Genomic DNA, 20645 nt, shown 5'->3' with positions numbered 1-20645 from the left:
ATAAACAGATTATAAACAAATAGCCGTGGATGAACATTCTCATATCATTGATTCTGTGCATCAAACGAAAAAAAATGATACTATGTATGATGGGTATAAGACTTTGCTATCCTTATATCGTTTTTATATATTACAACAAGAGGAGATAATATGAGTAACGAACAAAACTTTTGGCTTGATTTACCGAAGCCGTTTTTTATATTAGCGCCCATGGAAGATGTCACAGATGTTGTATTTCGGCACGTCGTTAGTGAAGCTGCGAAACCCGACGTATTTTTTACAGAATTCACAAATACAGAAAGCTATTGTCACCCTGTAGGAAAAGACAGTGTACGTGGTCGATTAACGTTCACAGAAGATGAGCAACCGATTGTCGCTCATATTTGGGGTGATAAACCCGTATTTTTTGAACAGATGAGCATTGATATGAAAAAACTTGGTTTTCGTGGTATCGATTTAAACATGGGGTGCCCAGCACAAAACGTCGCATCGAATGGAAAAGGTGCTGGATTAATAAAACATCCTGAAGTTGCAGCAGAAATTATTCAAGCAGCAAAAGCAGGTGGATTGCCGGTTAGTGTTAAAACAAGATTAGGATACTCTGATATTGACGAGTGGCGCGACTGGCTAGGACATATATTGAAACAAGATATTGCGAACCTTTCCATTCACCTTCGTACAAAAAAAGAGATGAGTAAAGTAGAGGCACACTGGGAACTAATCCCTGAAATAAAAAAATTACGCGATGAAATTGCTCCAAATACGTTGTTAACTATTAATGGAGATATTCCTGACCGCGCAACAGGATTAAAATTAGTAGAACAATACGGCGTTGATGGAGTCATGATTGGCCGCGGCATTTTCACCAATCCATTTGCCTTTGAAAAAGAACCTAAAGAACACAGCGCGAAGGATTTTCTCAATTTACTTCTTTTACAGCTGGATCTTCACGATAAATATTCAAATGAACTTGAGCCACGTTTATTTAAACCACTTCTTCGCTTTTTCAAAATCTATGTTCGTGGATTTAGAGGTGCAGGCGAACTAAGAAACCAATTAATGGATACAAGATCAACTGATGAAGTACGTCGTTTAGTAAAAACTGTTTTAGAGCAAGATTTAGATTAAATTATACCCACAAAAAAATGAGAGACCTCTCAAAAGTTCAATGAACTTATGAAAGGTCTCTCATTTTTGTACTATGTGGTCAAATGGTGTTTCCTCTCAAGGAAAATCATCATCGAATTGCTTCGATAATGATTTTCTTACATCATGCCGCCCATCAACATAGTAATTGCGCATTACGTGAATACAGCGATATAACGGCTAATTTCAACTTAATGAATAGCGCTATATATGTAATACGCGCATTACTAAACATACTTTTATGGGCAAATTATGGGCAATTGGATTTGCGTTGCTCTAAAACAGAGGAGATCACATGAACATAGATAACATTACTCCTGGCCTGCGCGTCCGTATCATAGCCGGTTTTCACTCTAGCAAGATTGGCATCGTGTTAGCGAAAGGAACACAAACAGTTCTGCTCGATATTGGCGAGCCTTTACTTATCAGCGAACTACCAGTACATTTAGAACCTGTACCTGAAGATACACTTAAACCAGGATGGGAAGAATTCGAGATATAAGCGCACAAAAGCCCTGCTGCCGTAATGGCGAGCAGGGCTTCACAATGTGCTATGTAGTTACCGCTATAATCTCCGACATTTCGATCCAATCCCAATCCTCGTCAGACCAGCGCAGTTTGATTCGCTTCAGCTGCCGGTCCACCTGCATAACAATCCCTTTCGCAATTCTTTCATTAAAGGGGTCGAACAGTTCAAGATTTACAGGTGCATGATCCTCCATGGAATGATACAACGCCAGGTCAATCAGTTCCCACTCCTGAGGATCAATCTCTGGTTTCACTTTCCGTAATTGCTCGTGTTCATCCTGGATGATTCTAATCGCATGTTCTGGTAGCATCATACGGCTACTCTCCCATAGACCATTACCTTCTAATTTCTTTCGCATACAGATTACCTCCTAATCCCTCTTTGCTCGGTACCAGTTCAGCATTCCTAGAGCCTACCAAACTTATCGATGATAATGAGTTATTATAACAGCCGTTTACGCAGTATATCCTCAAGCATGACGGATTACCATTAATGACCGAGGCGTACGCCCATGGCGTTGGATATATCCCTTTGCTATCAATCTTTCAAGTAATCCTTGTGCTGTTGAGCTTGATGTCAACCCGATTTCCTTCATGATCTCCCGTACAGTTGGAGGGTACCCTTGAGCTTCCGAAAGTTTGATGATCGCTTGTAGCGCAGCATATTGTCGTGGAGTTAATGTCTTCATGCTATCATACCTTTCCTTACTGGCTGCCACGCCAATATTTTGGATTCTCGGAACGCTCGCGGTGCGCCTGATTGCAGGTCGATTGCTCGTACTAAGCCGTTACGGATCCCCAAGACTTCTATCTTACGCTGAGTGATTTTACCCACTTTATCCATATAAACAATTTCTACGTTTTGGCTGATTCTCATTTTCATGTGCGTTCACCTCTAAAATAAGAACATTTGTTTGTATTATATACAAACACACGTTCGTAAATCAATGTAAAAAAAATCCATCAACTAAATTTAAGGTTGATGGGGTATTTGTTATACATGATTATGCCAAAACCATCCTAAACTCAAACTCATTTCTCATGTAATAAGCATCAGCAATCTTAACGCTCACTGGACTCCATTTCTGGACTGGACCTTCACAATCAATTATGCAGTTGGCCAGATCACCGCGACGTTCAAGAATATCCACTTGAGACTTTGACAAAGCAGCCGTTAGAAATTCAGAGTCTGTCTTTAGGACTTTGTATATATTGCTCAATATGATCACTCCTATGTTTTAAATTGGAGTACTATTTTATGTATGCTCTAAAATCAGACTATTTTTGCATGAACTGTGCAACGAATTTACTATTCCGCCCTAGTTCATGAGTTGAACGAATGTGTGGTATAAAGCTCCAACTTATTAGTGTATTTACTACAAATAAAAAACCCCCAAGAAAAATATTTGGGAGCATTCTTCTTCTTATCGACTAACTAACAGGCTTCCCTCGTCTTCGAATTCTGCACTTATTATATTGGGATCACGTTCTAACTGGAATATAACATCAGATTTTTTGACTTCAACTCCAGCGATATTCAAAATCGGTGAAATATACACAATATCCCCATAACGTCTCAGGGTTTCAACTTTCTCCTTGTCCTTCAATCTGACTATTATTTTCACCATCAGAAATCACCTCCATAATTCTATCCAAATTCATTAATCCAAAGCCTTGATGGTGGAATGGTTGATCAATGTCATCAGCGGTTGAGTATAGTAAATCTTTCATCTGTGACGATGAAAGAGGTTTTCTCGATTTAACTGCAGCTAACACTCCTGTGACAATGGGAGTTGAATAAGAGGTTCCTTCACTATATTCTCCGTTATAGTATATGGAACCTGCTGTCAAAATATTAGGCTTTTTTATTCCGGGGGTTGCCTTACTACTGTAGTCCGCAACCGCTTTTGGAGATTGAGATATTGATCCAACTGTGATGCTCTCTTGTGCATTTCCAGGACATCTGATACTTCCTTCTTCACCATCGTTACCAGCAGCAACAACGAACAAAACTCCATTTTGTTGTGAATATGCATTTATGATATCGCAAATGGCACAATTGTTACCTAAGCAAGGTTTTTTTGGCTTAAAACCTAATGAAAGATTAATGATGTCTGCCTTTATATTATTCACTGCAAAATCCACCCCTGATAATACCTGAAGGAGCTGAATCCCATTAAAATATTGCGCAACTTTACAACTTACAATATTGCTCCCTCTGGCAAATCTTTTTATTATATTAACCACAATGTCACCATGGTTAACTACAGGGTCACTACCGAAACCAGTAAAGTCATACTTTTCTTTGACGAAATCCATTGTAGTACCTGAATCCAGAACAGCAACCGTCACTCCCCAACCAGTACATCCTGCATTTCTTGTTTTAACATGATCTACCTTAGGCATAATCTGGAGTGGAGTAAAATGAGAAGTTAATGACCCTTCTTCTAAAAGTACCCCCTCTTCATCGGCTTCCATTATGTATTCAATTTTATAATCACTTTGTAAATCTCCAACTAAAGATTCATTCGCATTAAAACCTATTATCGGAAGTATTGGGGATTTATATTCAACTTTCCCACCCTTACGTTCAATTTCTTTCATTACCTTGCTTAGATCTTCTTTCGAAGTTTTCAATATGTATGTATTGTTTTCCATAAATTCCACTCCTTATGTATATATAGAAAAGTACTACATGGCAGCATTTCAGCCCTGTAGTACTAGCTATATTTAATTTATGAAATTAAACATAGCTTTCGACACTGAGTTCTCATTCTCCTTTATTTTCAAAAAAAATTTTCCTTACCTTCAAAAAGATTTCCTTAGCAAACTAGGAAACTAGGGTATTACAAAAGAAAACTATAATAAATTGTAACGAAACTACCTGATGCCGTCTTGGGAAAAGCATCAAACTAAATTGTATATGAAAAAGAGTAACATATAGATCGCCCATCTGATAAAGGAAATAGTTTGTTGTCTCAAGCGGTAAGACAGGAATAGAACAGTAAAATTCCCACCAGCCGAAGCTAGTGGGCTGATTTCTTTATTCTTTTGTAGTCCCATCCCTTTTACTAAACGCTAACTCAAACAATCCTGTAGCTGATAGCCCCGCAAGACCACCCGCCCATAGCCGTAGAGTCAAATCCAACTCTGTAAAAGGATAAGCAGCTGCGCCGATCAACAGGCCGATAACTAATCCAATCAAGGGCAATATGTTTTTAGGTACACTAACTGTAGTCTTCACGAACTGTACGCCTGCCAACACAAAAACGGCGATCACCGAGGCGAACGCCAATACATTAGTTAGGTTTTGATTGTCCATACTTTACTTGTCCCCCTTTTGTTGTGCTGCCAGCCCAAGCCGGTACAGAATTGTAATCAACCTCGCCTCGGCATATGTCGCTGATCCCGGTGCATCAATAACAGGCTTGCCATTGAAGACTGATGGCGTACACGCAAACGCCTGTAAAGCTTCCTGGGACCATACAGGGGGCTTGGTATTCGTCAACTCCAGCAATATAGTGCTCAGTTCCTTAATATCCACAGCCTGTTTGAGAGACTGTTCTTTAAGTACATCCTTGCTATTAGTCAACCCCGTTACGACTTTCGTTAGTTCCTTCACTTGTTCTTCCAGATCCGCTATTCTACTCATGTCTTCATCTACCTCCCCTTTTAATCGTTCTATAATAGCTGATGCTTTTGCCATAACCGTTTCAGATGGCTTGCTACCTGCTCGCAGCTGAGTGAGTGTTAAGCCAAAGACCATTTGGAAATGAGGATAATCCTTAAATGTTGTCCAGTCGCCTCCCCACTCAAATCCGAGCTTCTTGGCCTCTTCCACCACTTCAATCCAGTCTTTGATGTTGTTTCCGTTGTAGTCTCGGTTCATATCCCATGAAACACTAGACCCATTAGGCAGCAGCAAAGCAAAATCAACAGCCAAACCAAAATTGTGGTAACTATACCCGCCCTTTGCATTGGTCACGATAGATCCGGGTTTTGTACGCCCTTGTGCGTAGAGAGCGTCTTGTTCCGCAATAGTTCGTAATCCTTGAGTAATAACAATAGGCACTCCCCGAGCGTAACAGCGTTCAATTAAAACTGTTGCAGCAGCTAATACAACCGGATGCAACCCTATCAATCTCGTAGATGATTTACTTTTCACTTGATCTAAGGTTAACATTACGCCCCTCCTTTAAATAAAAAAGCAATAATAGCGAAGATAGTACCGGCCAGAACGTATTTAAGTAGATCGATAAACACTTTCCGTTCGCTCTTACTATCCGTTTGCGATTGTTGTAATAACTGAAACACACGAGAATCCAATGTGTCCCACCGCCGCATAATCTCGTTGAATTGGATCTTCATTTCGATTGTGGATTCTTTGATTTGTTTTACATCTTCCTCATGTCTAGACTGCTTCTCTTTTAGCAATCGCAGTTCAGTGCTAAATGTGGCATGTTCTGCGCCAAAGCGCATCAACTCGTCGGACATTCCGGACAAACGATTTTCAACATCATCCATACGATTCTCCAAGGCTACACCTCCGGTCCCTCCTCCTGGATTGACTCCCCCAATTGACATAAAACAACTCCCCTCTCTATCTATTGATCAATATAAATAGCCCCCAGATCAGATCCGAGGGCAAAATAAAAACGCCTGCTATTCGGCGTTGGTTGTAATCTCTGTAGCTTGTTCGGCAGTGATTTTTTTTGCTGTGACAAATACCTGTACCTGCTCTCCCGTATACAACCCTGCGTCAAAGTATCGCTTAACCAGTGCGTACCAGTTCATTTATAGCACACCTCCTTCCACGAGACTTAAAAGTATGGCTGCTTGGTCCTGCTCCGCTTGATCTTGCCTTGCCTGAGTCTGCACAAGCTCCAGTAATAAAGCTGCGTTATCAGCGCGTAGTTGCTCAGTTTCCGTCAACTCGGGCGGATTATTAGCTTCGGCTTCCTGGTAGGCTGTCCAAGCTGCTTGAAGTTCGGCTTCAGTCGGTTGGGGTTTGTCTAGGTTCCACGCTGCAATATATGGACCTCTCTCAACCAGGTCGAAATCCTCGCCTTCGGTAAGCAGATTATAGTCGATGCCGTAACGGTAATGTACTCCCTCAACGGGCTGCTCTCCTTTTTCCGGCAGCTTGATCTCATATAGAACACGCCCTTTTACTTCTGCCCCCGGACGTAATACAGGCTCAGGTCCGTTGTTTTGTACGATAAAATCTCGCATTAGGTCAGCATCCGGATATAGATACTTGATTGCTAGTGCTATATTCATCTCTTAATCCCCCCTTATGAAACTCGTACTATTCTAATCTGTGTGTAGCGTCCGTCACCACTAATAATGTCTATATTTTTCCCGTTGGTATGAAGGAGATACAATTCTATAGTCTGACCTGCCCCCAAGTCGGTTATAGTTGAGCCGCATAGTGTGCAGTCATGCGAAAAACCCATACTTTCACGGGCAATGCATTGGTCACTAGCTCCACCTTTGTATACTACGAGTTGTGCATTACTAGTATCAACCACACCAGTTAGGGTAACAGTGGCTGTAATTGAATATAGACCATTACTTTTTGGCGTAAAAACGCCAGTGGCTAAATTATACTCGTTTAGGTAATCATAAAATTTGCTAGTAAATATTAGTTTTGTGAAAACCTCAGATGGGACACTTGCAGTTACACTCGCAACCGCTATTCCAGTACGTGATCCGGTTGTATTATCTCCCCATGGGTTAAGAACACCACTTGACAGCACCAAGCCAGTTGCAGTGCCATTGCCATTTGTTGATGATGGTTGTGTACCGCTTTGTGTAATTAATCCAGCACCTTGATAGACATACAACGCATAAGTATTTCCAGAGCCAGAGTTGGAATCACTATGAATTCGCGATCCATCAGCAGATAAAATAGCTTGACCTTTGTTGGATATCACACAACCTTTTACTCTAACGGTTGATGCCGAAGCATCTACCCCCGATGCGGTCGGAGCCGATGCTATCAGATTACAATAGGAAATTTCAACATAAACGGATTTCGATATAGATACTCCGTTTGTATTTGAAGCATTACAATTAAGACCATTCAGCGCAGTGCGTAAGCTGTTGTTAATAATTGCAATTGCTTGTATGGTGCGGGATGAAGATGCCACGGTATCACCCTGTATTGTTATAGATCCACCACCGGAATAACCGCTAAGACTTATAACCTCCGAATATGTTCCCGCCGCGACGTTAACAGTAACAGCGTGATTTACAATTTGTGGAATAAAACTAATAGCCTTTGTAATCGTCTTAAAAGCCCCTGCTGCTGTATTGGCAAGACCATTATTACTATCACTACCATCTGTACGGACATAGTAGGTAATGTCTGCTGTTGTTTGTTGCGGTGTAGTATCTAAATTGGGTTTACCGTTCCAGTTAGACTTTTCTGTGTCAGTCGCAAATCTATGAGTAGCATCCTCAGTAATCATAGTTGCTGGATGATTTGCTGGATGAACATAGTTATTTGCTCCTGTGGCGATTCCATCGAGCTTTATTTTGTCAGTTGCCCGCATCAACCCGTCACTTTGCGGTGCTGCTGAAACAAGAGTATTCGGTGCTTTTCCATTCCATGCTGCCTTTTCAGCATCAGTTACAAATCGATTACTTGCATCTTGCGCGATTATAGATGGTGGGTGAGTTGCCGGGTGAGTATAGTTCGTTGCTCCTGTTGCGATACCCGCCAGCTTTGTTTTCTCAGCTGCTGTGTAATCATTGGTAGATAACTGTTTACCTGTGACCTTATCAACCTTGTTATTAACATTCGTATCTAAGATATCCATATTTCCGTTCAAATCGGCAATATCAACGATATCTGTCCCCTCGGGCTTCTTTAAGCCCAAATTCCCTGTGGTTTGCATGTGTCACTCTCCTATCCAAAAGTTCTTAAGTCGTTCCACGTTCCAGCGTTGGCATTATTCCAAGTTATAGCTTTAAGCGAATCCCAATATGTGTACGTATAAGCAAACTCATAGGCCAAGTGTGCCGGCTTGATTTCATCCAGTATCTGAATTAGCCCAGCCATATTCGGTGGAATGCCTAGAATGCCTATGAATCGGACGATAAATCGATATTCCCCTGGAACTTCTTCTACCGATACTTCCCCACCAGCAAAAGCCGATGCTGTTCGTTGAATCATTTCAGGTGTCGTTGTGCCTGTGCCTCGTCTTTTAGCTTTGACCATTTCACGTCTACTGACATAAGACTTTGATGGATCCGAGCTTAATCCAAGTTCAGCCTCCCAACGCGCAAGGCTCCATGTTGCAGTTTCAACATATGCCTGATCTAGCACCTCTTGAACCCTCGTAGTTAAGCCATATATTTCAATGCCTAATGATTGCTGCAGTTCTTCTATTTCTTGAACACCCTTGTAATATGCCGGTAGGTATTTCATAAGATCAACCGTATTTACATCGTCTATATCCTCTAATTCATTAGCCGTGAAAAGAAGAGTGCTATATAAAGATTCTCCATAGCTCAAACATCACACCCCCTTTAATTGATTCCATGTTACGGGACCCTTACTCATATATTCGGAGTGCATATGTGTTGAAGGTGGATACGTTGCTGGTTTCCCAGCTACACCGGACCAAAGGACTGTATCAGCGTTGGCTGCATAATCCACTTTCCCGTCATTGTTAGTATCATAGATACTTTTAAGCATATCTCCTGAGCTTTGAGCAGCCACCAGCAAGACATTGCCATTTGCTGTACCAATATAGAGTTTGCTTGTATCAGTACAATAGCCAAGTTCACCGATAGCTAGTGTTCCGATGGCACTTTCCAAACCTCGTCGGATCTGGATCATTACTTTTCTAGCCATTGCCTCGCCTCCTAGAACGTGCCCCCATCGATCGTAGCGACCGTAAGTTTATTCCCATTGGTCGCGTCATAGACGATACTAGAAGCATCAATATTAGCCTCGATCCCGGTCGCGTTAACAACAATGCCTTTACCTGGCTTAGCAGCTACCGTAGTAGAATCTACAACAATCCCGTTTCCAGCTCCTACCGTCAATGTAACGGTATCTGATTGACCACCACCAGTAAGACCGTTACCTGCTGTAATCGTCTGTAGGGCACCACCAGTCCTAACCCATGCCGTTCCATTCCAGCTGTAGATCTTTTGTTCATCATCAACGTAAGCAGTCCAACCGACAGCAGGGGAATAATAAGCCCAGACTCCAGACTGATACTCTGCTATTTGGTTTGTCTTACCTGCCCATACCCCAGTCGCTGATGCTGGAATGATATAACGATCCGCTTCTGCTGGGCTTGCTGGTGGTGCTAATAAATGTTGATCTTTTACTGATGCTTGTGGTTCGATATTATGTTTTGCTAATTCAATTTCATTTTTGATTTTTTGTGCAGACCAGATATCGGTAATGGCTGTACCAGAATCATTAATGACTCGGTGTTTAGCTGCATCGTCAATATGGCTTTTAATCTCAGCTGCAGTTTTAGTATTTGTGCCATCTGACACCTTATTGATATGTCCTGCACTAACATCAGCCTTTAATATCTTTGCATAAGTAGCGCCATCCGCTATATTATCAAGCGACCCTGTTAAATCACTGAGTGCTTGGGCGTTCACTCGCCTCCAAGTGGTCCCATCATCAAAATAAAGATATCCACTATTTGCCCCACTCGTTACGTAAAACAAACGTCCAACAGATGCGGCCACCGGACGAGAAGCCTCTGCACCTGACAAAGCTCGCCCAACCATTGAGTTTGTTGTACCGTCTCCGATATATATTTCTTTCGTATCTGTACAAAAGCCCATTTCGCCAACAAGCAATGCACCATACGTGCTAAGTTGAGCTTTAGTACCACGTTTTATTTGTATCGTCTGTGCCATCTTATACCCCTCTCGTAAATGAACCACCGTCTATAAGTCCACTCGATTTATACCGCTCTACCTCTGTTTGTGTGGCTGTTACAGACTTTTGTAGCACATTAATATCGTCAGCCTCTACCGTGTCCCCTGGTGTTTCATAGGTTACGTAAACTTCAGCAGCTCCACTAAATATCTTAATTAACCTGCGCCATGGTGTATCACTCGGAATGGTTAACGTCCAGTTTGTCAATTTATCACCCGTCAATTTACTACCACTATAGACTTGGACAGTAGCGTTATTGATATTATCGTGATTAAGTAACCCTTCATAAACGCCTGCTACAAGTGTTATCCGTTCCTCGATGACATAGTTGTTTCCCGTTGGGTTTTTATTCAACTTCTCCTGAAATACATCAACTTTACTCGGATAGGCCATGTTACACCCCCAATTCCACAATACCGATCAATGGCACCTCTTCTTCTGCAAGAACAATGTTCCCAGCAGCTCCATTAAGTAGCAACCCAAGATAATCAATAACACCGTCAGTCCCTAAAAGGATTGATCCAATTACGGCCTGACTTACATAAGTAGATACAAAAGACGCTGACTTACGCCAAGTTTCCAATCGCTCCAAGAAGGAATTCTTTACACCCTGCAAGCTATAACCAGGCGCTAAAGTTACCTTGGCTGATATATTGATCGTCTTACCGATTGCTGAAGTAACTGTGACTACTGCCCCAATAGGCGCTTGTCCCTCACCTTTCCCAGCAGCTGGATCAATATAGTCTTGTACTTGATTCACAAGAACGCTTGAGGCTGGGGCACCTTCTGTATTTACAATGACAACTTTTACGGTCTTCGGACCTGACCATAATGGGAATACACGAGCGCCGCCCACTCCGGAAACTTCAAGAGCCCATTCAATATAATGATATTTATTCCCGCTGGTTGCTGGACGTCTGGCAGAATCAAGGTACCGCTGCCGTAATGCATCATCTGTCTCTCTATCAGTCCCAGGGATAAGTAACTCCGTCAATTCAGCCCTTGCTAGATTATTAATAAAATCGATAGGAATTAAGGCTCCGAAGTGCTGATTACCCGTAACTCCTTCAACCTCTGCCTCAAGCCGATACTCCCCTAATGAGAGTCGAGAGATTACTTTATAGTTGATTGCACCAATAGCGAAGCGACTACCAACTGGAATATCCATTAAGGTGTTAGAAGCATTATAAAAAAGCCCTCTTAGTTGGGCTTTTGTTGCCTTCTTGCGGGTAACACCAGACCACGCAATCGATCGATCCAGATAATCACCACTAGCTGTATCAGCAAATATTAAATTTGCGTTGATATCCAACTCGACATACATCTGAGCTAATTCCATTGCTGCTGGAGCCATAGCATCATAAATAATGCTACCTTCTCGCTTGTCCAGCCCATCTGGTACCCGGTCTAGCATCCGTTCTAAGATCGTTTCAAACGTTTGATCTTCATACACCGCCATTCACCTCCAATCGGTCTGTATAATTTCCGTAATCACTCTCTACGTCAAACAAGACGAGGACCGCATCGCCATCATAGTTAAATCTAAATTTAGTTACCGAAACGATACGATCATCCTGAAGTAACGCTTCCCTAGTCCAGCGTTCCACTTCGGTTTCAAACACCGCCCGACCCCGCACCGCTCCAACATCTGCCTCACTACCGTAATTGTCACTGTAAATCAAGTTTTCAAATCGGATTGTCGAGAGTATTTTTATAACTGCCTGTTTTACGGCATCCAATCCATCCACTACCACGGATCCTATACGTCCATTTACAAGGTCTAATTTATAAGTAAGACTTGGTTGGGGTGTATCCTCCATATCCTCATTCAGCAGCACGTTATCGCTCTGTGGTATCAAACACTCACCACCCTATCCATGATTACGTAGCGTTGACCGCCCTGCATGCGGATAAGTAAAAGTTTATCTCCAGTAGCTAACGGCTTACGAATTACGTATTCTTGGATTCCTATTGTTATTTTCTGTTCAGATAAGGTTTCCGGAACAATTAAAAAATCCTCCGTAAGTGAAAGCCGATTATCGACCAACACTACAAGAGGATTAATTTTTTCTACAATTCCTAGCTGTACCAGAACTGGACCAGCAGCATTCACCGCTTCAGTGGCAGCGCGTTTTATCGCATCTATCATGATCACACCAACCTTAGCTCTAAGTCCATGGTATGTACTCCGCCTTCTTTCTTATGAGTACATTCATCGACTAGGAAGAATTTATTTATGTTCATTACGTTGATATATAAATTAACGTAGCATCCTGCACGCATCCGGTAATCTCCAAGGGCCTCTATACTAAGCGTCCGCTTCTCTCTATTCTTCATGAACAGTTGCTGAGTTAGTTGCTCGGTAATTTGAGCCTGATTCAGATTCTCATCTACTGACTCGTAGAGTTGTAGCAGTCCCCACTTAGCAATGCTGGCGCTATCCTTGGTAACGTAAGTTTCCCGCTTACCAGTCTCCTTGTTGTCTCTGTACAATACAATTTGATTATATGTCTCATCGTCAATGTTTCGGCTGTAAGAATAATCCGTCATGAGTGAATCATCACCCACCACAAAAGGAAAGCGCATATTAGAAGCATTACGTATCGTCAAGCTCCCAAAATCGTCAAAGAATACGAAGTTGGTCCCGTAGTTAATCAGGGTCTCATCTAACGCCATGCAGATCATATCGATAAACGTTTTATCGTCGCGGATCTGGGAAGGAATAATGTATTTTGTATCTTCCAGCGTTCCGGTCTTGAGCTGCATGTCTTGAGCGATCTTTTGAACTACCTGAGTTGCTGTCTGTTTCGTAAATACATAAGTTCCGCTATTCATCAGATACCGGATCTGATCATAAGCAAGGATGCTTATTTCTTCCGTCTTACCAGTTTCAATACTGAAAATATATCCATAGAAAACCTTATGTCCCTCATCTGTGTACCTAACCACATCACCATTATTCAGTTGGAATTTTTTATCTTGCCATGGGCCATGGTCTACAAGGGTGAATTCTAAGGATGCCGCCTTACCTATACGGATCGTCTTCCAAGATATATCAGTAACGATGCTGGAAACATCCCAGACGGTGCCATTTTTATTATCGATCAATAACTCCATGTATCATCACCCCGGTAGCTTCAGAACAGAGCCGATTTTGAGTGTCTTCAGCTGCGCGTCTGTTAAGCCGTTTAACTTCTGAATCTCTTTCCACCGGCTACCGTCACCGAGTTCTCTTTTAGCTATCTTCATCAAGGTGTCCCCGGATTTGATGGTAACCGTTTTAGACTTGGTACGTTCATCTGCGCGTTTCGCTGGCTCTTTCTTAGTGGTGGTGGTTGTACCAGCTGGTGTTGTATTTGTCTTCAACGTCACCTTTTTAGCAGCGTAAAATACATACTCCTTCAGGCTGATTTCATATTCAAAATCGCCCGGGCTCCCAGCAACCTCTTTATAATTAAATTCTTCGATACTGGCAGCAATATTTATTTTTAGACCCGTTGACGTAAAAATAAACCGGATCGGCTTGCGCTTGTTCATCCAGGTTTCAATTAATTGGATGTAGTCCGCGGGTTGCCCCCAGTTTTTTGATGATACATAGCTTGGTACGGTACCACCTACTGCGATAGCTGGAAAAAAACTACTAAAGCTAATCTCTTTCAACTTAGCGGCCTTGATTACATTAATTTCACCAAGATCCGTTATATCATAAGTCTCTCCGTCACCTTCCCCGCCGATCTCTATTTCTTCCGGAAGGACGGGGATTTCAAACCATATTGCGCGGTTGTTGAAACTTAATTCAATGCTATAGCCGTTGTTCATTAGGAGTATACCCCCTTGGCTGTACTTGCCACCTCTTCAGTAAGTATATTGCCGATCTTCTTAACGATGGAATCGACATTAGCCTCATTGGTTACTGGTCCTGTCTTGACCTGAATAGTCGGTGTCAATGTCACAAAGTTTTGAATGTTCTTCATTTCCGCGACATCGCGCATAATCTTCAGGTCTTCTTTAGAGATATCAATCGGCTTCTCTACTTTGCCGACCTTATCGACTTTTTTTAACTTATCAGTTTTTGGAGCTGCAGCAGCTGCGGCACCACCAGCAGCAGAAAACCCCATTCCAGCAACCTTATCATCTTTTCCTGATTTTGCATTTTTAGCGTTCTCAACAGCTGCTTCAGATTCACGTTTCGTTGCACGTTCATCTAACATTTTTTGGACTTTAGCCTCACGTTCTTTAGCCTTTGTTGCTGCACTATTCTCCATTGCAGCTAAGTTTGCTGCCCTCTGTTGCTTCGCAGCTTCTTCTTCAGCGGCTTTTCCAGCAGCTAATTCTATGTGGCTAATGGTCTCAAGTTCAACAAAGGGTAGTTTATTCAATGTATTAATCAAATCATTAATTCGATCAATAGCGCCATTTGCCAAATCCTCCATAAAAGTTAAGGACTTGGTTTTAGCCCATCCGAATGCATCCGCTATTGCGTACCCTATACTTGTGAAGAAAATTGGTACCTGATTGAAGAAATTCATTATTCCATTCCAAACCCTAAGAAATCCGGCTGCAAACGCATCATTTGTATTCCATAGTTTTATTAGCCACATAATCAAACCTGCCAGAATAGTAGCAACTAAAATAAATATATTGGCTTTCATAGCTGCGTTTAAACCTCGCCATGCGAGAGCCAAACCACCTGTAGCAGCTGTTTGAAGAAATACTGCCGCTGTCATTATTCCTGTTCCAATTGAAGCAAATATAGAGGCAGATCCAACAGCCATAGATGCGAGTTTCCACGCCGTTAATGCCGCTGCAATCCCCCAAACAATTGGCTCAATAGTTGTCCAATTCGTAGTAATATAGCTATACACCTGTGCAGCAGCATCTCCTAACGAAACAACAATATCGACAGTTGTGGTGATGCCTTCGCTTAAACCACTCAAAAATTGTTCTCCGTCACTCGTACTTAACCATGCAGTTAGATCCTGTAGCATCTTAGTAATCCTACTAAGAGGACCTTCTGCCCCGTTGATTGTTCCAATCCACTCAGCTACTTTATTCTTCATAATTGTCATTGCCGAACCAAAAGTCATAGGCATTTGACTAAACATCTTATCGATTTTTCCGCTTTGCTTTTCAAAAGCTTTAACAATCATCGCAGATGTTAGTTTACCATCAGCTCCCATTGCTTTAAGTTCCCCGCGTGCTACACCTAGCCCCTCCGCTAATAGGCTCATCACCGCTGGAGCATTTTCACTAAGGGACCTCAATTCATCCCCTTGTAAAACCCCACTCCCGAGCGCTTGCCCCATTTGCAATATAGAGGCAGTCGTTTCTTGGGCTCCTGCACCTGAGATTACCAAAGCTTTGTTGAAGCTCTTCGTGAATTTAATAATATCGTCATCTGTTTTAAAAATACCCTGAGTACTCATAGCGAGTTTAGTGACCATATCCGCTGTAGCTTGGTAGTTTGCCCGAGTATCATTCGCCGCGTCCATTACCTGACGTTGTAACTCTAGCTGTGTTCGAAGGCCATCATTAACCATTGCTAATCTAGCGTTAGTCAACGCCACATCATCTGATGTTTCCAAAAGTTTTTTAGCTGCAGCAATAGATAGATAAGCTGCGACTACATTTTTGAGGCTACTTAACCAATTAGATGTGTTTTTCGTTGCATTATTAATTTGTCCGTTCACCCTAGACTGTAGGTCGGCAATTTGCCGTTCTAACCTAGCGATACGTTCTAGAGCTCTTTGCAATTCACCTGCGTCTGCACTGCGTGTTCTTAATTGTCGCGTTGATCTAATGAGTTGAGACACCAAGCGTTGGAGATTTGTAAACATAGCCTCCAAAGACCGAGGTAGCTCAATTCGAATCTGCGCAACGACACTACTTAATTCAGATTCAATCTGTCTTTTTATAATTGCAATTTGCGAGGAAATATCAGCGGTATTGATTTTTATTTTAATTAACGATTCTTCACCGCCTAACCGCTGCCTGATTACTGCTAATTGCTGTAATATTTCTGTAGTATTAATGTTTATTCGTATCAGGCTACCTGTTCCTAGAGCTGAAATCTGCTGTTTAATCATATCTAAATTACTGATCACATCAAAAGCGCTGATTCTTAATACCATTGGATTCTGCATTTGAGATTGCAATCGTGCCATTAACTGAATAGTCGCTGCTAAAGAAGCGTTAACCTGATTCAAGCGCTGACTAAAGACATCATTTAATGCAAGACTCGCTGCAATGCTTGGCAATTTGGCTTCCTCCTTTCTACACAATATAAAAAAAGCACTCCAGCGTGGAGTGCTTCGTTAACTACAATTGAACTGATTGCTTTGGATTGTTCGTTATTATTGGTCTAAGTTTATGTGTTATTTTTTGTGCCGATGCTGCTGTATGACCTCCATCAAACATGAGCGCGGCCATCTCGCCGTTAGAATTCGTATAGTTAATTATAAGATAGTGCGTGTTAGTTCTTTTTTCTTTGTTCGTCGCTCTTGATCCGACAATTAAACCGATTGGGCCAAACAACAACCCTCCAGCGATTCCTTTAGTTGCACTACTATGGACTATATTTGCAATTTCCGTATCCGTTTTTACTTCTACAGCCCTTATCTGAGAGTTGTTAATGTTAAAGTCAGTGCCACCCCCATCTATCACCAGTTTATCTTGTGTTACAGATAGGTTGCACAATGTTCCCTCACCTAATGGCAATCCTTCAACATGATCCAATGCACTTGTTACTAAAAACTCATTTTTATCATCGTTTGAGTCTAAATGGTTATGTGGTTTAACTCTAAGGAAATAACCTAAAGCAAAGAAAATTAAAGTAAATATTACGCCAATTGTCCCTCCATTTACATCAGGCTTAACAAACAAAAATATAGTGAATGTCAAGAAGAATATAGAGACTATGAAACAAAGCACCGCTAAAACATTGCGTAAGCCTTTCATATAAATTCCACTCCCAGAGGTAATATTTACTAACAATATACCAAACAGGCAATGAACGGTCTATTACTTTTTACGTCCTTTAGAACTGGCCTTAGACGCTTATTTCTTTTCCTTATCCACCCGAAGAGAGATCATAGCATATATAGCGGCACGTTCCCTCTGTCCCATCGCCATAAGGTCATGCGGTAAAATGTGAAGCTCATGGAGGGCGTAGTAAGCTAAGTTAGCCTCACCGTCACCCTCCTCTATTAGTTTTTTACTTCTTCTATCTGCTCATTGATATCTTGATCAAAACCGTTTAGTGTCTGTACCCGTTCGCTGAGGGCTGAGAATTCGCCAGGAAGCAGCATTTTGCGTAACAGAACTTCTGAACCAAGTACTCCATAGGATTTTTGAATTTCTGCATTTTTGAGATCCGGATAAGATACAGAAGCCACCACCATTTTTGCCATGTATTCATTAGCATCCATTTCAGATGTAAATTGTCCGTATTTACCTTTGGTTCGCTTCGTGGCAGCCTTACGAAGTTCTTTATTTTCTTCTTCAGTGATACTACGTAGCTTCCAAGGAATCGCCTTTCCATCTTTATCTTTAAATCTAGGGGAGACCACGAAATCCTCTGTAGTCTCCACCGCTGCGTTTTGTGCGTAGAATGCTGTGAAATCGCTCATAATATTAATTCCTCCTGAAATTTATTTTAATTGGCTGGTGGGTTAAATGCTTGACCCATATCAATATCCTCAAAGGTAAAATCGATATCCTCTTCTAGTGCATCAGATTCTGTATCCAGCGATACCATAACTACACTATCAAGGTTCACACCTAGTAGAGTAATTGTTTGAGACCCAATGGTAGATCCCGGATCTTCATTAGTTACCGTAATATCAAAGTTGGTATCTCTACCCGTTTTGATATAATCGATCATCAACTGACGGAACCGACTAGTCATATAGTAGATCGTCATACTACCGGTACCGGACCATCCAGTAGTTTTATGTTGCGTGCCGCGGCGGCCCAACGTCTTCACCTCAGCCTTTTCTTTTTCAACAGAGGCTTCAAGAGTCTTGATGTAGAACATTTCCTCCACCTGACCGTTGATTGTGGCGTAGGCTCGTCCCTCTTGTCCACTGATTGTTTCGCTAGCCTTTAAGAAACCCATTTTATCTCACCTGCACTTTCATATATACTTTTTCGATACTGTCTACTGGCTGGATATTAACTTCGACATATATAGCATCTGAATCATTGCCAGGAGATACAGTGATATCCGTCTGAGCATCAAAATTTTGAATGGCATCAATCCCCTGCAAGCTATCCAAATAGATAACTGCCTCTTTACGAAACAGAGCTCGACCATCAACATTATTTGATACCTTACCGATGTAAAATGATTCAAAGATACGCTTCAGATCATTCGCAATACCATCCAACACACGGAGCACACGGTTTTTTTGAAGTTGTTTTCCCTTCTTTGGAGTGTAAGAGAGGAAAGTATTAATATCCTGTTCTATCACAGCCCGATTAACGGAAGGGGTAAAGACAAATTCTCCGGCTTTCAGAGCTGCTTCAATCTGTGTATTAGTGTAGCGTGGCGCCACATCTACAGCATCGTCATATGCCGAATAAGTCAAAGACTCGTTCATCTCAGCTGCTGCCGAAGCACCGCCTACCCAAGCAGTGGCCTGCGCTGCTGTTATTGTTGTCCCATCTGAAAGAACAACACCATTCTTGACGCTGATTACACCTTCAAAATCGGCTACAGGGTAGTTCTCAAGTGCTGCCTGTACCTTTTTACCCTCTGACTCTCTCAAGCGCCGTACAAAGGCAGCATAGACAGCTTTGAGCACATTGTCCGTGGATGTCAGTGCCACTGTCTGGAAATCGTACAGTTCTAGTGCAGCTAGATATGCAGTATGATCCGCATTAGTCACAGTGCCGTTTGCTCCACCAATCAAAGGAGCTCCTGCATTCGCTGTTAGTGTGCCGGTCCCGCTCCATACAATCCAGTCATTCGGGATGAGCCCCGCAATATTAGCGACTACCTGTGTGTCCACTACTGCGTTATCCAGCAGTGTTTTTACATCAAACTTGCTACTATCATCAATGTTGGTTTGTACGACAACCTTCAGCGCATTACCTCGAATGCCACCATATCTTGCTGTAGCTACCAAGGTCCCAACTGTGACAGTTGACTTTGTTCCGTCATTGAGTTTGTACAGCAACACTGTCCGAGCTCTTTTAAGCGCCTCACGCACCAACAACAGCTCTGGAGCTGTAATGTCATAGCCAAGCGCTTTGAATGTATCCTCACCAGCTATAATCGGTGTGATGACCTTAGCCGCTCCCCATGGGAGAGTTAGCGCTAAAGAGGTTATTCCCCTGCTGCCAACCGTACCCAATGCCCCGCCAGACGTTTCCACGTTAACATATACACCGGGTCTTACTTTATTTTGAGTGGTCCATGTTCCACCGGCCATAATCTACTCAGCCTCCTTATTCTTAAAATCATCGATCACTTGTTGCGCCTCAAAAGCTGTATACAGTTTCTCTGGCTCCAGTAGCGCCGATAAGATGTCTTTGTCTTGATATGAATACTTAGCAGAAGCTAAGAACTGCTCTTTGGTAAATGACCCCTCAATCGGTGTCTCAGCTGTCTTAATGCTTTTCTCACTCACTTAATACCGCCTCCTTGCTTCATAGTCTGCATTTTAATATCCGGTGCTTTATCCCGGATCAGGTGAACATTGTACTCAACGAAGAAATGCAATACTCCATCCACTATTTCATGCCTCATACCTGTTCCCCGGTAGAGCCCATCATGCCCAGTTACATATTCCAACTCGGAATACAATTGTTCAGATATTAGCTCGCATTCTTCTCGGGGAGCCGCTAATTCCTGTTGCGGGAAGTAATGAACGTCAAAGGGATTGAAACGCTGATAGCGCCGGTTAACCCCTCGGACCTGACTACTTTCCAATAACAGCACAAAAAAGCATGGCTGCTGCATGCCCTGCTCCACTGCTTCGTCATAAACCGGATACTCCGGAGTAAATAACGATAGCTTTTTTATGAGTGCGTTTTTTATATCCTGCAT

Annotated in this window: 28 protein-coding genes; 2 read left to right on the top strand and 26 right to left on the bottom strand. The window is 42.2% G+C overall.

Annotated features, from left to right (window positions below; all coding sequences use genetic code 11):
* The first annotated feature begins 150 nt into the window (after positions 1–150).
* Together MHH50_RS05360 and MHH50_RS05355 are read left to right on the top strand one after the other, a co-directional pair.
* Positions 151–1128 carry a tRNA-dihydrouridine synthase gene (locus tag MHH50_RS05360; RefSeq protein WP_076282076.1) on the top strand — a complete coding sequence of 326 codons (978 nt, stop codon included), beginning with the start codon at positions 151–153 and terminating at the stop codon, positions 1126–1128.
* A 313-nt stretch (positions 1129–1441) separates the two neighbouring features.
* On the top strand, positions 1442–1648 hold the full coding sequence (locus MHH50_RS05355; protein ID WP_340034052.1) for a hypothetical protein: 207 nt from the start codon (positions 1442–1444) through the stop codon (positions 1646–1648).
* 49 nt (positions 1649–1697) lie between these two features.
* Here the strand turns inward: MHH50_RS05355 and MHH50_RS05350 are convergent, their stop codons facing one another.
* The 26 genes from MHH50_RS05350 to MHH50_RS05225 all read right to left on the bottom strand — a co-directional run bounded on the left by MHH50_RS05350 (position 1698) and on the right by MHH50_RS05225 (position 20645).
* On the bottom strand, positions 1698–2033 hold the full coding sequence (locus tag MHH50_RS05350) for a YolD-like family protein (protein WP_340034051.1): 336 nt from the start codon (positions 2031–2033) through the stop codon (positions 1698–1700).
* A 111-nt stretch (positions 2034–2144) separates the two neighbouring features.
* A complete protein-coding gene (locus MHH50_RS05345; protein ID WP_340034050.1) occupies positions 2145–2363 on the bottom strand; it encodes a MarR family transcriptional regulator in 219 nt (72 codons plus the stop codon).
* Positions 2364–3098: 735 nt separating this feature from the next.
* On the bottom strand, positions 3099–3281 hold the full coding sequence (locus MHH50_RS05340) for a hypothetical protein (RefSeq protein WP_340034049.1): 183 nt from the start codon (positions 3279–3281) through the stop codon (positions 3099–3101).
* Entirely contained in the window at positions 3259–4332 is a 1074-nt protein-coding gene (locus MHH50_RS05335; RefSeq protein WP_340034048.1) for a S8 family serine peptidase, read from the bottom strand. The genes MHH50_RS05340 and MHH50_RS05335 overlap by 23 nt, the downstream gene beginning before the upstream one ends.
* Before the next feature lie 385 nt (positions 4333–4717).
* Positions 4718–4996 carry a holin gene (locus MHH50_RS05330; RefSeq protein WP_340034047.1) on the bottom strand — a complete coding sequence of 93 codons (279 nt, stop codon included), beginning with the start codon at positions 4994–4996 and terminating at the stop codon, positions 4718–4720.
* 3 nt (positions 4997–4999) lie between these two features.
* Entirely contained in the window at positions 5000–5857 is an 858-nt protein-coding gene (locus MHH50_RS05325; protein ID WP_340034046.1) for a M15 family metallopeptidase, read from the bottom strand.
* The gene (locus MHH50_RS05320) at positions 5857–6258 is read right to left on the bottom strand and encodes a hypothetical protein (RefSeq protein WP_036684183.1); all 402 of its coding nucleotides are present in this window, start codon (positions 6256–6258) and stop codon (positions 5857–5859) included. The genes MHH50_RS05325 and MHH50_RS05320 overlap by 1 nt, the downstream gene beginning before the upstream one ends.
* A gap of 78 nt (positions 6259–6336) precedes the next feature.
* Positions 6337–6468, bottom strand: a complete 132-nt coding sequence (locus tag MHH50_RS05315) for an XkdX family protein (RefSeq protein ID WP_076138696.1) — start codon at positions 6466–6468, stop codon at positions 6337–6339.
* Positions 6469–6954, bottom strand: coding sequence for an XkdW family protein (locus MHH50_RS05310; RefSeq protein WP_340034045.1), 486 nt, complete (start codon positions 6952–6954; stop codon positions 6469–6471).
* A gap of 14 nt (positions 6955–6968) precedes the next feature.
* Entirely contained in the window at positions 6969–8576 is a 1608-nt protein-coding gene (locus tag MHH50_RS05305) for a hypothetical protein (RefSeq protein ID WP_340034044.1), read from the bottom strand.
* A gap of 11 nt (positions 8577–8587) precedes the next feature.
* On the bottom strand, positions 8588–9196 hold the full coding sequence (locus MHH50_RS05300; protein WP_340034043.1) for a putative phage tail protein: 609 nt from the start codon (positions 9194–9196) through the stop codon (positions 8588–8590).
* Between the two features lie 3 nt (positions 9197–9199).
* Positions 9200–9538: a phage tail protein gene (locus tag MHH50_RS05295; RefSeq protein WP_340034042.1), complete on the bottom strand. Its 339-nt coding sequence runs from the start codon at positions 9536–9538 to the stop codon at positions 9200–9202.
* A gap of 11 nt (positions 9539–9549) precedes the next feature.
* Positions 9550–10572 (bottom strand): DUF2793 domain-containing protein, encoded by a 1023-nt coding sequence (locus MHH50_RS05290; RefSeq protein ID WP_076144333.1) that lies wholly within the window; start codon positions 10570–10572, stop codon positions 9550–9552.
* A gap of 1 nt (position 10573) precedes the next feature.
* Positions 10574–10987 (bottom strand): phosphoglucomutase, encoded by a 414-nt coding sequence (locus MHH50_RS05285; RefSeq protein ID WP_076144332.1) that lies wholly within the window; start codon positions 10985–10987, stop codon positions 10574–10576.
* Between the two features lies 1 nt (position 10988).
* Entirely contained in the window at positions 10989–12053 is a 1065-nt protein-coding gene (locus tag MHH50_RS05280; protein WP_340034041.1) for a baseplate J/gp47 family protein, read from the bottom strand.
* Entirely contained in the window at positions 12040–12453 is a 414-nt protein-coding gene (locus tag MHH50_RS05275) for a DUF2634 domain-containing protein (RefSeq protein WP_340034040.1), read from the bottom strand. Before MHH50_RS05275 ends, MHH50_RS05280 begins: the two co-directional genes overlap by 14 nt.
* Positions 12450–12743 carry a DUF2577 domain-containing protein gene (locus MHH50_RS05270; protein WP_076138688.1) on the bottom strand — a complete coding sequence of 98 codons (294 nt, stop codon included), beginning with the start codon at positions 12741–12743 and terminating at the stop codon, positions 12450–12452. The genes MHH50_RS05275 and MHH50_RS05270 overlap by 4 nt, the downstream gene beginning before the upstream one ends.
* Before the next feature lie 2 nt (positions 12744–12745).
* Positions 12746–13711, bottom strand: coding sequence for a hypothetical protein (locus MHH50_RS05265; RefSeq protein WP_076144328.1), 966 nt, complete (start codon positions 13709–13711; stop codon positions 12746–12748).
* 6 nt (positions 13712–13717) lie between these two features.
* Positions 13718–14413, bottom strand: coding sequence for a LysM peptidoglycan-binding domain-containing protein (locus MHH50_RS05260; RefSeq protein WP_036684213.1), 696 nt, complete (start codon positions 14411–14413; stop codon positions 13718–13720).
* The gene (locus MHH50_RS05255; RefSeq protein ID WP_340034039.1) at positions 14413–16851 is read right to left on the bottom strand and encodes a tape measure protein; all 2439 of its coding nucleotides are present in this window, start codon (positions 16849–16851) and stop codon (positions 14413–14415) included. Before MHH50_RS05255 ends, MHH50_RS05260 begins: the two co-directional genes overlap by 1 nt.
* A gap of 61 nt (positions 16852–16912) precedes the next feature.
* Positions 16913–17551 carry a hypothetical protein gene (locus MHH50_RS05250; protein WP_339246898.1) on the bottom strand — a complete coding sequence of 213 codons (639 nt, stop codon included), beginning with the start codon at positions 17549–17551 and terminating at the stop codon, positions 16913–16915.
* A gap of 248 nt (positions 17552–17799) precedes the next feature.
* Entirely contained in the window at positions 17800–18222 is a 423-nt protein-coding gene (locus MHH50_RS05245) for a phage portal protein (protein ID WP_340034038.1), read from the bottom strand.
* A 26-nt stretch (positions 18223–18248) separates the two neighbouring features.
* Entirely contained in the window at positions 18249–18710 is a 462-nt protein-coding gene (locus MHH50_RS05240) for a phage tail tube protein (protein WP_076104535.1), read from the bottom strand.
* Position 18711: 1 nt separating this feature from the next.
* On the bottom strand, positions 18712–20028 hold the full coding sequence (locus MHH50_RS05235; RefSeq protein ID WP_340034037.1) for a phage tail sheath family protein: 1317 nt from the start codon (positions 20026–20028) through the stop codon (positions 18712–18714).
* Between the two features lie 3 nt (positions 20029–20031).
* Positions 20032–20226: a hypothetical protein gene (locus MHH50_RS05230; RefSeq protein ID WP_340034036.1), complete on the bottom strand. Its 195-nt coding sequence runs from the start codon at positions 20224–20226 to the stop codon at positions 20032–20034.
* Positions 20223–20645, bottom strand: a complete 423-nt coding sequence (locus MHH50_RS05225; protein WP_340034035.1) for a DUF6838 family protein — start codon at positions 20643–20645, stop codon at positions 20223–20225. The genes MHH50_RS05230 and MHH50_RS05225 overlap by 4 nt, the downstream gene beginning before the upstream one ends.

It is taken from the genome of Paenibacillus sp. FSL H3-0302 (genome assembly GCF_037982245.1).
Taxonomy (GTDB): domain Bacteria; phylum Bacillota; class Bacilli; order Paenibacillales; family Paenibacillaceae; genus Paenibacillus_AQ; species Paenibacillus_AQ odorifer.
This window is presented reverse-complemented; position numbering and strand designations above follow the sequence as displayed.

Excerpts from the sequence above, each read along its gene's own strand:
- MHH50_RS05235 (WP_340034037.1), bottom strand. The coding sequence starts at position 20,028 with ATGGCCGGTGGAACATGGACCACTCAAAATAAAGTAAGACCCGGTGTA.
- MHH50_RS05320 (WP_036684183.1), bottom strand. The coding sequence starts at position 6,258 with ATGTCAATTGGGGGAGTCAATCCAGGAGGAGGGACCGGAGGTGTAGCC.
- MHH50_RS05265 (WP_076144328.1), bottom strand. The coding sequence starts at position 13,711 with ATGGAGTTATTGATCGATAATAAAAATGGCACCGTCTGGGATGTTTCC.
- MHH50_RS05350 (WP_340034051.1), bottom strand. The coding sequence starts at position 2,033 with ATGCGAAAGAAATTAGAAGGTAATGGTCTATGGGAGAGTAGCCGTATG.
- MHH50_RS05325 (WP_340034046.1), bottom strand. The coding sequence starts at position 5,857 with ATGTTAACCTTAGATCAAGTGAAAAGTAAATCATCTACGAGATTGATA.
- MHH50_RS05290 (WP_076144333.1), bottom strand. The coding sequence starts at position 10,572 with ATGGCACAGACGATACAAATAAAACGTGGTACTAAAGCTCAACTTAGC.
- MHH50_RS05295 (WP_340034042.1), bottom strand. The coding sequence starts at position 9,538 with ATGGCTAGAAAAGTAATGATCCAGATCCGACGAGGTTTGGAAAGTGCC.
- MHH50_RS05260 (WP_036684213.1), bottom strand. The coding sequence starts at position 14,413 with ATGAACAACGGCTATAGCATTGAATTAAGTTTCAACAACCGCGCAATA.
- MHH50_RS05240 (WP_076104535.1), bottom strand. The coding sequence starts at position 18,710 with ATGGGTTTCTTAAAGGCTAGCGAAACAATCAGTGGACAAGAGGGACGA.
- MHH50_RS05345 (WP_340034050.1), bottom strand. The coding sequence starts at position 2,363 with ATGAAGACATTAACTCCACGACAATATGCTGCGCTACAAGCGATCATC.
- MHH50_RS05250 (WP_339246898.1), bottom strand. The coding sequence starts at position 17,551 with ATGAAAGGCTTACGCAATGTTTTAGCGGTGCTTTGTTTCATAGTCTCT.
- MHH50_RS05245 (WP_340034038.1), bottom strand. The coding sequence starts at position 18,222 with ATGAGCGATTTCACAGCATTCTACGCACAAAACGCAGCGGTGGAGACT.
- MHH50_RS05310 (WP_340034045.1), bottom strand. The coding sequence starts at position 6,954 with ATGAATATAGCACTAGCAATCAAGTATCTATATCCGGATGCTGACCTA.
- MHH50_RS05225 (WP_340034035.1), bottom strand. The coding sequence starts at position 20,645 with ATGCAGGATATAAAAAACGCACTCATAAAAAAGCTATCGTTATTTACT.
- MHH50_RS05330 (WP_340034047.1), bottom strand. The coding sequence starts at position 4,996 with ATGGACAATCAAAACCTAACTAATGTATTGGCGTTCGCCTCGGTGATC.
- MHH50_RS05280 (WP_340034041.1), bottom strand. The coding sequence starts at position 12,053 with ATGGCGGTGTATGAAGATCAAACGTTTGAAACGATCTTAGAACGGATG.
- MHH50_RS05315 (WP_076138696.1), bottom strand. The coding sequence starts at position 6,468 with ATGAACTGGTACGCACTGGTTAAGCGATACTTTGACGCAGGGTTGTAT.
- MHH50_RS05355 (WP_340034052.1), top strand. The coding sequence starts at position 1,442 with ATGAACATAGATAACATTACTCCTGGCCTGCGCGTCCGTATCATAGCC.
- MHH50_RS05305 (WP_340034044.1), bottom strand. The coding sequence starts at position 8,576 with ATGCAAACCACAGGGAATTTGGGCTTAAAGAAGCCCGAGGGGACAGAT.
- MHH50_RS05360 (WP_076282076.1), top strand. The coding sequence starts at position 151 with ATGAGTAACGAACAAAACTTTTGGCTTGATTTACCGAAGCCGTTTTTT.
- MHH50_RS05285 (WP_076144332.1), bottom strand. The coding sequence starts at position 10,987 with ATGGCCTATCCGAGTAAAGTTGATGTATTTCAGGAGAAGTTGAATAAA.
- MHH50_RS05270 (WP_076138688.1), bottom strand. The coding sequence starts at position 12,743 with ATGATAGATGCGATAAAACGCGCTGCCACTGAAGCGGTGAATGCTGCT.
- MHH50_RS05335 (WP_340034048.1), bottom strand. The coding sequence starts at position 4,332 with ATGGAAAACAATACATACATATTGAAAACTTCGAAAGAAGATCTAAGC.